This window comes from Synechococcus sp. R5-13 (assembly GCF_047462015.1).
In the GTDB taxonomy this organism is placed as follows: Bacteria; Cyanobacteriota; Cyanobacteriia; order Thermostichales; family Thermostichaceae; genus Thermostichus.
The window spans coordinates 1-11286 of the sequence record NZ_JANSIL010000084.1; the positions used below are offsets into that span (position 1 = coordinate 1).

General features: G+C 56.8%; 12 protein-coding genes and 1 other RNA gene. 4 read left to right on the forward strand and 9 right to left on the reverse strand.

Features of this window, described 5'->3' with window-relative positions; genetic code table 11:
- The coding region (locus NW840_RS06985; RefSeq protein ID WP_414343310.1) for a right-handed parallel beta-helix repeat-containing protein at positions 1-1161 on the reverse strand (1161 nt) is incomplete at its 3' end.
- A gap of 349 nt (positions 1162-1510) precedes the next feature.
- Complete coding sequence (locus NW840_RS06990; RefSeq protein ID WP_414343312.1) at positions 1511-1822, reverse strand: hypothetical protein; 312 nt, start codon at positions 1820-1822, stop codon at positions 1511-1513.
- Positions 1823-2042: 220 nt separating this feature from the next.
- Here NW840_RS06990 and NW840_RS06995 point away from each other — a divergent pair, with 220 nt between their 5' ends.
- From NW840_RS06995 to rnpB, 3 genes are all read left to right on the forward strand, one after another.
- A complete protein-coding gene (locus NW840_RS06995; RefSeq protein WP_414343313.1) occupies positions 2043-2396 on the forward strand; it encodes a rhodanese-like domain-containing protein in 354 nt (117 codons plus the stop codon).
- A 21-nt stretch (positions 2397-2417) separates the two neighbouring features.
- Positions 2418-3641, forward strand: a complete 1224-nt coding sequence (locus tag NW840_RS07000; protein WP_414343315.1) for a C45 family autoproteolytic acyltransferase/hydolase — start codon at positions 2418-2420, stop codon at positions 3639-3641.
- Positions 3642-3673: 32 nt separating this feature from the next.
- Positions 3674-4103: RNase P RNA component class A (rnpB, locus tag NW840_RS07005), an RNA gene on the forward strand.
- A gap of 200 nt (positions 4104-4303) precedes the next feature.
- On the opposite strand, the gene NW840_RS07010 is transcribed toward rnpB, so the two are convergent.
- Positions 4304-5005, reverse strand: a complete 702-nt coding sequence (locus tag NW840_RS07010) for a TetR/AcrR family transcriptional regulator (protein ID WP_414343316.1) — start codon at positions 5003-5005, stop codon at positions 4304-4306.
- Positions 5006-5315: 310 nt separating this feature from the next.
- Between NW840_RS07010 and NW840_RS07015 the strand changes: the two genes are divergently transcribed.
- Entirely contained in the window at positions 5316-6200 is an 885-nt protein-coding gene (locus tag NW840_RS07015) for an acyl-CoA desaturase (protein ID WP_414343318.1), read from the forward strand.
- Positions 6201-6279: 79 nt separating this feature from the next.
- Here the strand turns inward: NW840_RS07015 and NW840_RS07020 are convergent, their stop codons facing one another.
- The 6 genes from NW840_RS07020 to NW840_RS07045 form a co-directional block, all read right to left on the reverse strand.
- A complete protein-coding gene (locus NW840_RS07020) occupies positions 6280-6540 on the reverse strand; it encodes a hypothetical protein (protein ID WP_414343320.1) in 261 nt (86 codons plus the stop codon).
- Positions 6541-6821: 281 nt separating this feature from the next.
- Positions 6822-7085, reverse strand: a complete 264-nt coding sequence (locus NW840_RS07025; protein WP_011432496.1) for a helix-turn-helix domain-containing protein — start codon at positions 7083-7085, stop codon at positions 6822-6824.
- A 154-nt stretch (positions 7086-7239) separates the two neighbouring features.
- Complete coding sequence (locus NW840_RS07030; protein WP_414343322.1) at positions 7240-8499, reverse strand: sensor histidine kinase; 1260 nt, start codon at positions 8497-8499, stop codon at positions 7240-7242.
- Between the two features lie 72 nt (positions 8500-8571).
- Positions 8572-9339, reverse strand: coding sequence for an SDR family oxidoreductase (locus NW840_RS07035; protein ID WP_414343323.1), 768 nt, complete (start codon positions 9337-9339; stop codon positions 8572-8574).
- A 193-nt stretch (positions 9340-9532) separates the two neighbouring features.
- Complete coding sequence (locus NW840_RS07040; RefSeq protein ID WP_414343325.1) at positions 9533-10507, reverse strand: ketopantoate reductase family protein; 975 nt, start codon at positions 10505-10507, stop codon at positions 9533-9535.
- 124 nt (positions 10508-10631) lie between these two features.
- Positions 10632-10739, reverse strand: coding sequence for a PetM family cytochrome b6-f complex subunit 7 (locus tag NW840_RS07045; protein ID WP_414329137.1), 108 nt, complete (start codon positions 10737-10739; stop codon positions 10632-10634).
- Positions 10740-11286 lie beyond the last annotated feature (547 nt).

Here is an 11286-nt window from a genome sequence, read left to right on the forward strand (position 1 = left end):
GGGTGTAGGCGTCGGGGTGGGAGAAGGCGTCGGCCTAAGTGTGGGCACGGGTGTAGGTGTCGGGGTGGGAGAAGGCGTTGGCTCAGGTGTGGGTGTGAAGAGTCCCACAGCAACTCTCTCAGCAAAGTTCCCCTGGAAGGCATTGCCGGCTAGGTAGGCTGCAATCACCACATCTGGGGTGCCGGGGGCCGCTTGAATTGCTATCCCTCTGCCCTCGCCCCGAGCCAGAAATGTATTTCCAGAAAGGGTACGGGCTTGTGTTCCTTGCAAGATGCGAATGCCGACGCTCCCGGCTATCCCACCCACGCCGATCCGGTTGGATTGAATGGATGGAATTGAGCCTGCCCCATCCAGTTGAATCCCGGTAGTGCCGCTCCTACCTGCTTGCCGAGCCTGCAGCACTAAGCCAGCCCCAGCGGTAGGTGGATCCCCTTCGATTTGGTTGTTGCGGAAGATCCCGCCGGAGTTGTCGCTGTAGCGAACAGCCAAAGTCCCTAAAGCTTGTAAGAGAATCGTGTTGTTCTCGAGGGTTGGGTTACTTCCTGGTGTTGTGCCTATGCCCACCCCGCCTGTTTTGCTAACGATTGACGAAATGCCGCTGACTCGACTGTTTCCGGAGATCTGCACACAGGGATCCAAAAATTGCTGGCACGAAATCTCGGCCAATTGGTTCAAGGCTCCCTCTAGAACCGCAGCATTGCCGTTGACCAAGATGTTGGAGCGAGGGTCGTTGAGGGTGACCTTGCGCGGCTGAAAAGTGCCGTTGTTCACCTGCACCCGTCCACCCCCCAGCACCACATCTACCCCCTGCAGGCTGGTTTGGCTGGCTACAATCACGTCAAAGAGCCCGGTCAGGATCTCATAGGCGGTGGAGCTGGTGATGCGAATGCGACCGCCGTTGGTGCCATCGCCGCCATCCAGGGCCAGGTTGCTTTGCAAAGTTTCCCTGCCCGTCCCCAAAATCTCGATCAGCACCTCCAGGCCGGCTGTGGCAGTCTGAAGTCGCTGCGCCTCTGCAACTGCGTCTGCCAGTTTGGTAAAGGGGCCACTGGCCGGATCCACTCTCAGGATGATGGGCCCGCCACCTGGCGGAGGAAGAGGTGGAGAACTGCCGCCGCCACCCCCACAGCCGAGGGCAACCCCCGCCAACAGAGGCAGCAAGGCTGAACAGATCCCCCAACCAGACTTGGATACTCGGCCAAGCATAGGTGGAAAGCTCCTTACAAGCGCTTAGCGGTTAAGGTTGTTACAGCAACAAACAAGAGCAACAAGCAACTGCCACGAGGTCAAAGTGCAGGTGGCCAAGTTGCGATCCAATGCCCTCAGCAAAAGCATCCTCTGATGGATCCTCTGTTTAGTCAAGGCTTCGCCAGGGATCCGCAATCAATCGGCAACAAAAATCTCAAAAATCTAGCGCTCTTCAGGTACTTCGAGGGTTCCGGCGAGGATGTCTTGCTTCACCGCTTCCACAGCAGCCACCAAATCCGCTGAGAGCAAGGCTTGGTTGTACTCATCCAGAGCATAGCCCACACCCTCGTTCTCCAGGCCAAAGGTTTGAATGCCGCCGACAAAGTTGCCTTAAAGTTGCCTTAAAGTTGCCTTCCACCACGCTGCGAATCACTTCATAGGTGGCCATATCCACCCGCTTCAGCATCGAGGTGAGACCGTGGTTGAGGGTGGCAGGGTTGTTATCGGTATCCCCCAGGTAGTTTTGGTTAGCATCCACACCGATAAAGAACAGCGGACGGGTATCTCCGCTGCAGATGCTGGCATAATCGGCGGGTTTGGGCACTTCCGCAAAGGGATCTCGAATGAAACTCACCCCGGCGGGCAGCCCTGTAGGATGCTGTTGGGCCAGAGCAGCCCAAAGAGCAGCGAGGTAACATCATCTCCCGCCGTATCCGTGTCGATCAAAAAGCGTTGCACAGCCATACCCAGGCTAAGCCCAAATCAGGGTGACATCTTAACCTTTGCGGGCAGTCTCAGGGCAGCCGCTGAGCCGGTGTATCTTGAAAAGGGATCCCTGTAGACCAGAGTTGGCGATGTCCTTCTCCATCCGCTCCATTACACCACAACAGATGGCCCAATACCTACAGGATCCCGAGGCTGGGCCTCTGCAATTGATCGATGTGCGGGAACCGGCAGAGCTGGAGCTGGTGAATTTAAATGCCCTGGGCTTTCGCAACTACCCCTTGAGCCAGTACGAGGAATGGAGGGAACGGATCCTCACAGAGCTGGATCCAGATCAGCCAACTTTTGTGCTCTGTCATCATGGCCTCCGCTCTGCTCAGATGAGCCAGTGGTTACAGGCCAACGGGTTCACTCAGGTTCATAACATCAGCGGCGGCATTCACGCTTGGGCTTGTGAGGTGGATCCCTCCCTGCCCACCTATTGAGGTCACGGGCAAACCAGCACCGTGTTCCCCATTCTTCATCTGCAGGGGGATCCCCAACAACGAGGCCAACAGTATGGATCCCAGGCGGCCCAACTCATTCGCCACAGCATTGCTAGTTACGCCCGCCAATTTGCCTACCGCTGTGGTCTCACCTGGCAGCAGGCCCAGACCCAAGCAGAGGGATCCCTGCCCTGGCTAGAGCGCCACGTGCCCCACCTGCTGGAAGAAATCCAAGGCATTGCCGCGGGGAGTGGCTTCCGTTTTGCCGAGATTCTGGCCCTCAATTTGCGCACCGAGATTTTATCCAGATCGGTTGTCGGTGGATCCCATCCCGACTGCGCCGCTGCTCTGGAACACAATCTCCAAAACGGGGTGCCCCAGCACCCACCGGATCCTGCTCATGAATTCAAGGGGATTGATCTCATCGATCCAGCCCAAGCCAACCCGGATGGGGGAGAATGCACCACCCTGGCGGCCTTGCCCCAGGCTACCTCCACCCACCACACCTACTTGGCCCAAACCTGGGATTGGATCGGGGAGCAGCGCAGGGCCTGTGTGCTGTTGTGCGTTCGCTCCGATAACCACCCTGCCTACCTCACCCTGACCGAAGCTGGGATCCTGGCCAAAATCGGCCTCAACCGAGCAGGGTTGGCCGTGGCCCTCAACCTCTTGCGCTCTACCCTAGATGGGCAAACCGAGGGAATGCCGGTGCATTTGCTATTGCGCTTGTTGTTGGAGTGTGAGGAGTGGCAGCAAGCTGTGGAGAGGGTGAGATCCTATCCTTACACCGCGTCCTCTTGTGTCAGCGTTGCGGGTACCGCAGGACAGGCGGTAGGCCTACAGCCCGCTAGTGCAATCAGCTTTGAAATCAGTCCACGAGGAATTGGCCTGCATCTCCCTCAAGGAGGGATCCTCGCCCACACCAATCATTTCCTGGATCCGGCCTTGCGAGAAGATGAGCTGCCCCCCCATATAGGATCCTCCACAAGGCTAGAACGGGCCTATCATTTGCTTCGCCAGAGTGCTCAAACGGGAACCCTAGACGCGGTCGCTCTTCAAAAAATCCTACAAGACCGGACGAATGCCCCCCACTGCATCTGCCGCCATCCGGATCCCCATCTGCCCGCCTGGGATCGCACCGAAAGCGTAGCGGCTGTGGTGATGGATCTGAACCAACAAATCCTGCATGTGGCCCCCAACATTCCCGATCACGTGGAGTTTGTACCGATTTCCGGGATTTTCTAGGTTTGGAAGATGCAGTAGGATCGAGCTGAAGAGAGAGGAGGGGCAGGCGATCGCGTCCTTGCTGTCGCCACCAGACAGCGGGATGAGGAAAGTCCGGGCTTTCAGAAGAACACACCGCTGGGGAAAGCCCAGTGCGGGTAACCGCGAGGATAGTGCCACAGAAACATACCGCCGATGGCTGGGATCCCAGCACAGGTAAGGGTGCAAAGGTGGGGTAAGAGCCCACCAGCAACGTCGTGAGGCGTTGGCTCGGTAAACCCCGGTGGAAAGCAAGGCCGCAGCCGCAGGACTATGGCTGTTCTTCGCCCCTGTCGGTTGCATCGAGGTCACGGTACCCAAAGCGGGGAAGGGTGCTCTCGATGGTGGTGAGCCGCTAGAGGGTGATGGTAACATCACTCCCAGATAGATGATCGCCAGTGCAACTCTGCACTACAGAACCCGGCTTACAACCTCCTCTCTTTTCTAGTTGCACATCTACCTGTTTGCACATCTATTTGCACACAGAGAGAGTTTGTTCCGAGCTCACGGGAGTTCTGCAGGTTGCCGGGATCCCTGTGGTCTGGGGCTATTTATTGGCCGTAGTCAGTGTGTCGTTGGGAGAAGCTGTATCGCATGCCCACCTAGGGCACTTGGAGAGCCTTGTCCAATTGTGGGTGGCTGCGCTACGGCGTAGGTTCTGTCATTCTGGTCACGCCTGCCATCCACAGCTCCACGCAGGCTTGCAGAAGGGGGGGGATCCTGGCGGTTTCGGCGCCTTTCTCTGATTTTTTAGATTTTTCATCCGATAGCTGCCCCTCAACAGAGGGCTCCGCCCCGTCGGCGCCAACGGAAGGCAACTCGGCGGTTACTGCCAGCATGGCTGCTCCCAAAATCATTACATGCAAAACCCCAACGGCTGCATAAAGGCGATCTGGCTCGACAGATTGCAACTCAGAGTTGGGAAATCGCCGCAAATACTCTGTCAGCTGTTCTTGGGCCTGAGAAAAACCCATCCGCAAGGCGCGACGATGTTCCTCAGAATAAAGGCCAGCCTCTCCCACCAGGGAGCGCACCAGTTCAGGATTATCGGCCAAAGCCCGAAAACAGGTGTGGACATAGCGCAGGAGAATGGCTTGCAACCCAGAACCTTGAGAGGGGGCGGGATCCGCCTTCAGAGGCAGATCGGCAATGCCGGAAAAGACCCCCAGCTCCCCAAATACGGCCAGGAGTAGCCCCTGCTTGGTGCCGAAGTGCCGAAACAGGGTGACCTCATTCACTCCGGCCAAATCCGCAATTTGACGGGTGGTGGTTTGGGTGATGCCCTGACGAACGAACAGCTCCCGAGCCGCATTCAGCAGCCTTTGCCGAGAAGAAGGACGTGCCATAGTGAGGAGAAAACCTGAAGAATTGCGGCGGGCTGCAAGTGACGCTTGCATTTACGGTGGAATACCGCTAGGCTTAATGTCAAGCGAGAGGATGTCGGCAGCGTTGCCTCTGCTCCTCTTCTTCCTGTGTAGCCGAGTTCATCACAGCGGAGCACATAGCAAGTCACCGCTGGCTATGGCGGTGTCTTCAGGGGTTTGACTCCGTTTTCACGTTGGGCCGCTGTTATCCGGCGGCCTTAACTTGGGCTTTGTGTTTTGGCTCTTTCCTAGTCAGTCTAGTCTACTTCTTCTTCTGAGGTTTTGTGGGTTCATGACCACTTCTTTTTCTCGCCAATCGCTGAATCATCCCGCTCCGCTCATTCAGCCCGAGCCCCAAGAATCCTTTCGGTTTGCTTGGGAACATGTGCTCTTCTTTGCCATCTTTCACGTGGTGGCCCTGGTGGGAGGCATTTTCTTCTTCTCCTGGCCCGCTCTGGGAGTAGCCCTATTTCTTCACTGGTGTTTCGGCAGCTTGGGTATCTGTTTAGGGTACCACCGTCTGCTCAGCCATCGCAGCTTCCAGGTGCCCAAGTGGCTGGAATATGTCTTCACCACTCTCGGTGCCCTAGCCGTTCAAGGGGGGCCGATCTTTTGGGTGGGTGGCCATCGTCAGCACCACGCCTTTACCGAAGATGAGCAAAAGGATCCCTATTCTGCCCGTAAGGGCTTTTGGTGGAGCCACATACTCTGGCTGATCTACCACCGCGAAGAGTTTTTTAACCCTGAGAAGTACTTTGCCCTTGCGCCGGACTTGGCTCGGGATCCCTTCTACCGCTGGCTGGATAGGTATGCTCTGCTTTTGCAACTGCCGTTGGCTGCAATACTCTACCTGCTGGGGGGCTGGTCATTCGTCGTGTACGGTATCTTTGTGCGGACAGTGCTGCTACTGCATTGCACCTGGTTGATCAACTCGGCCAGCCACTTCTGGGGTTACCGGACTTTCGAGAGCAATGACAATGCTCGTAACCTTTGGTGGGCGGCGATTCTGACCTATGGTGAAGGGTGGCACAACAACCATCATGCCGACCCGAAGTGCGTTAAGGCCGGTTTACGTTGGTGGGAGATCGACATGACCTACTGGGCCATTTGGCTGTTGGCGAGATTGGGCCTGGCTCGTAAGCTGCACCTGCCTGCCCAAGGCCAAGCTGCTCGCTGAACTGGTTTTTCCCAGACCTTGCAGAGGAATCATCCGGGGATCCCTATCCCTAGGGATCCCTTTTGGGTTGCAGAGAGAGCTAGTCTTCTAAGGGGCTATACTGCCACGCTCCATAGTGGTCAAGAATACGCTTAATTTGTTCTATGTCGGCATCGGGTTCTTGATGAATATGCAATGCCTCTATTTGGCTGTCTTGGTAGCGAAAGGTGGAGTTTTTTTTCCACTCCAGCTCCGTTTTCACCCCTGAAACACAAGCCAAATGGGCAGCCAATTCCCGATAAACCATCAGGGGCATAGAATCGTAGCGAACAGCGTAGCGTTTCAGCTTGGGGACGCTCACGTATGACAACCCAATCAACGTAGCTCAAAACAACTCAAGTATAGTCACTTCAAGCTAGATTAAGACGCTTCCTAACTACTCCGCGGTGTCGCCCAAATGCTCCGCATCACTTCCGCGAGCCCCCCAATCCCTCTCCCTAAGAGAGAGAAGAGCTAGGAAGCACTGCAACGGAACAGTTTCATTCCTCATTGAAATGACTATAACTTCTGGGCAATACAGTCACCAAACCCCCCCCGCTCAACACTCTTTGCTGGACACTTGACCGGCAAAATGGGATGGGACTAAGCAATTTTGTCATCGACCAAAGTGCAGCAGTTTACCTGATCCAGGCAAATCTTTCCCCACTGCAAGGCCCAGCGTACTAAGGCCACCCGATTTGCCGTTCGGGTCTTGCTCAAAATATTGCTGATGTGATTGTCAACGGTGCGCTTGCTGATCTCTAGGCGTTCCGCGATGTCCTGATTGGTCAGTCCTGCCGCAATCAACTCAATGACCTGCAGCTCCCGTTCGGACAACAAGTCTGCGGAATGATAGTCAGTACCCATTCCGAATGCCTGCTTAAGATGAACTGTAAAGATTACCTACCCCAATTCTAGGGGATCACCCCTGAGATGGATAGCCCTGCAGCAGGGAAATCTTGAGCGATTCTCGGCCAGACTCCGGCTGCAGGCCACTGATGCGAGCGTTTTCGGATAGGCTTCACAAGGGATCCAAGTGCTTCCGGGGCAGTTCCACCTGAACCCACAGCCCACCGGTTTGCGGGTGATTGCGCAATTGGATGGTGCCCCCATGAACCTCGACAATCTGCCGCACAATTGCCAGCCCTAGGCCGGTTCCGCCTTTGCTGCGGGCCCGCGCAGTGTCGGTGCGGTAAAAGGGCTGAAAGACCAACTCAAATTGATCTTCTGGCAGGCCGGGGCCGTGGTCGTACACCTCTAACTGCACCTGGGATCCCTGCTCCGAAAGCACCACATGGATAGGAGAGTCGGGCTTGCCATACTTGACGGCGTTGTCCAAGAGATTGAGGATGAGGCGGTATAGGCGCTGCTCATCTCCCCAGAGGTAAATCTGGGACAATCCGCTCAGGTGCAGTTCCTGGTGGCGGGGTTTGGCCAACGGCTCCAAACTTTGCCAGGCTTCCTGCACCAGACTTGCCAGATCCACCCAGCGCCACTGAGAGCGGGATGCGGCTCCCAGATTGAGGGCGCTGAGTTCGAGCAAGTCTTGAACCAAACGGCTCAGGCGCAGAGTTTCATTTAGCAATCGTTCTACCCAGACTGCCTGAGCGGCATCGACCCGGCTTTGTAAAGTTTCGGCCAGCAAGCGAATGGAGGTGAGGGGGGTTTTCAGCTCGTGAGCCACATCCGAAGCCCAGCGATCCCGCTGTTGGGCCAGCATTTTTGCTTCCAGCCGGTCTTCTAAAAAAATGGCCACGTGCGCTTGCGGCAGGAGCAACCCCCAAGCCCGCAGCGGAATCGGTTTGCCATCCCCACCGGAAGGGTAGAAAATCCATTCGCGACTTTGGACAGGAGCAGCGGTCTCCTGTCGGCGGGTAGCCTCGATGAGCTGATCCAACTCATAGGAGCGCACCCATTCCAGCAAGAGCTTGATGCCCGGCTGCCATTGGCTGATGCGCAGCAGACGCTGGGCGGCAGGATTGCACTCCAGCACCACGTTGTTTTCGTCTACCCGCAGATATCCCCAAGGGAGCCGCTGACTCAGGTATTGCCAGTTTTGCAGTTGCTGTTTTTGGTTGGCCCAATCCAGATCTTGTTGGCGAAGATAACGGCTGAGCAAGCTGAGCATCTGTTCCAGGGAGTGGAGGGGCATGGCCAGATGCACCAGGGATCCCAACCGCTGCAATTCGCATCTGAAACGGCGCCGAGTCTGCCACAGCAGGAGCAACGTGCAAAGCAAACCGATTCCCAACCCGATCAGGATCCCGGCTTCCAGTCCCATGTTCCCACCACCTTTGCTGCCATTGTCGCTCAGGGAAGCAAGAGTGGAGGCGAAAGCCCGGTTGCCGGCCTCTTATCGACGATGTACGAGGGTGGTACTGGCTTGGTCGGTGGGCACAAGCAAGATCTCGCTGATGTTCACGTGGGGGGGACGGGTTGCCGCAAACACCACCACTTCAGCCACATCCATCGCCGTCAAGGGGGTGAGGCCCTGATACACTGCTGCCGCACGGGCGCGATCCCCACGGAAGCGCACTTGGCTGAACTCGGTTTCCACCAGGCCCGGCTGAATCTCGGTGACGCGAATGGGGGTGCCCAGTAAATCCAGCTTCAGCCCCTCGGAGATGGCCCGCACGGCGGCCTTAGAAGCGCAATACACAGCGCCACCTGGGTAGGTCTGCCGACCGGCAATGGAGCCGATGTTCACCACATGGCCTCGACCTCGCTCCACCATGCCGGGCAAAACGGCGCGGGTAACATAGAGCAGACCCTTGAGGTTGGTATCGATCATCTCTTCCCAGTCTTGCAAGGCCCCCATGTGGAGCTTGTCCAAGCCACGACTTAAACCTGCATTGTTGACCAAGATGTCGATGTTGGCCCACGGCGAGGGCAAAGATTGAAGCGCCTGCTGCACGGCTGTCCCATCCCGCACATCCAAAGCCAGCAGGTAGGAAGGAGTGCCGTAAGCCTGCTGCAATTCCCCAGCCAGTTCCTGCAGCCGATCCTGACGGCGGGCCACCAGAATCAGGCGGGCTCCAGAACGGGCAAAAAGGGTGGCACAAGCGGCCCCAATGCCGCTACTGGCTCCGGTGATGAGCACGATGGAGTTTTCGATCATCATTTGCTAATTCAAATGCTGTGATTTCAGTTGGGTTGAGTCGGAGAAAAATGGACAGCCACCTTCAGCTTCCTCGTCAGTTCGAGGCTACAGCCATTCTAGAGTTCGAGCCACTTCCCCAGGGGGGAGCCTGGGATCCAGCAAACGAATCGTTTCTCTGCCGTTCGGTAGCGACCCTACCGCTCCCTGCAAGAGCCTAAAGAGAGCGCTCCAGCAGCTTGACGCAAGCATACAGAGTATCCAAATGGGGAGTGGGCACGCCCACTAAACGCCCCAGCTCGGTGATGGCTCCCACAATGGCCTCGATCTCCGTCCGTCGCCCCAGCTCAATATCCTGCAGCATCGAGGTGCGATGGGATCCCACGCGGGCTGCATCTTCTAGCCGCTCTTCCAAAGAGACCGGCAGCCGGATCCCCAGAGCTTGAGCTACAGCCTCAACTTCCCGCATCACCGACCGAACCAGAGCATGGGTGGGTGGGTATTGGGCAATTTCATCTTGAGCAGCCCGGGTGAGGGCGCTGATGGGATTGAAGGCAGCGTTGCCCCACAGTTTCTGCCAGATCTCGGCCCGAATCTGCGAGGTGAGGGTGGTGGAAAGCTGCGCCTGTTCAAAGATGGCGGCCAAGGACTGCAGCCGTCCTGACAGGGATCCATCCGGCTCCCCCAGAATGTAGCGCCCACCCCCTGTGTGCAAGACCACTCCTGGCTCTGCCAACTGCACGGCAATGTACACCACACAGCCGATCACCCGCTCTATCGGCAGATGGGCAGCGATAACCCCTTCTGGATCCACGGAAGTCAGGGAATGCCCCTCAAACTCGCCCCCATGCCGGTAAAAGTACCACCAGGGGATACCATTCTGGGCAATCACAATGGGGGTGTCTGGGCCACACAGGGATCCCAGCCGAGGGGCAAGCTGCGGCAAGCTGTGGGCCTTGACCGTCACTATCAGCCAGTCCTGTGGGCCCAGGGCAGCCGGATCGTCGGTGGCTGTCAACCGCTCTACCCAGGTTTGGGAGGGATCCCCCTGCCGGATGAGCTTCAGACCTTGGGTGCGGATGGCCTGCAGGTGAGCTCCACGGGCCACGACACTGACGGGAAAGCCAGACCGAGCCAGGCATATGGCCAAGTGACTTCCCACCGCCCCAGCGCCAACAACACAAATCTTCATGGGCCTATCATCTTTTCGTCACCCACTTCACATCCAGGTGGCCAATTGACACGAGGCTGTGACAAGGGCCGAGCGGGATCGGGAGAAACCCCCGACAACTGAAGGGAGGGCTTTTGGAGAACCCTCACTCTGCCCCCCCTTGGGTCACCCTCAGGATCCCGTATCCAAGCGCCACACCCACCAGGGTCAGCACAATGCAGAGTCCAGCAATGGTGAAGATCTCGCCAGCCATAGATTCAGCTTCCTCGCAAATGGGATACATCGCCTTCTCAGGATATCGGATCCCAAGCCCTGGCCTTCACTCCAAGGGTGTAGCGGCCCAAACCCAACTCCTCGAAAAACAGTCGTTCTCCCAGACTTGATGAGATCCGGCTATCCGCCTCTATAATGAAAGCAATTTACAAGTCTTTACCGGCATAGGCTAAATTGTAATGCCTACAGCCGTAAAACTTGTCCGGTGGCTCTCAAATGCTCTGTTGGGCCTCGTGAGCCCTGGAAACGGTTCTCGATAGGGTCTTGGAGCGCTGGGAATTCTAACCCACTGGAAAGTTCCCAGGCAGTTCTCGCCAAAGAGCCGTTCAAAGAAACTGAGGCAAAAGACCCGAGGGTTGAGTCTTTATACCTAGGCTCCGCTCTTGCTTCGAAGAAGCAAACTTTGTAGTTTCATTAATGTCCTCATTCATTTAGACGTCTTTAAGGAGTAGTTCAGATGACCATAGCGGTAGGGCGCGTGCGTCAGGAGCGAGGATGGTTCGACATCGTCGATGACTGGCTCAAGC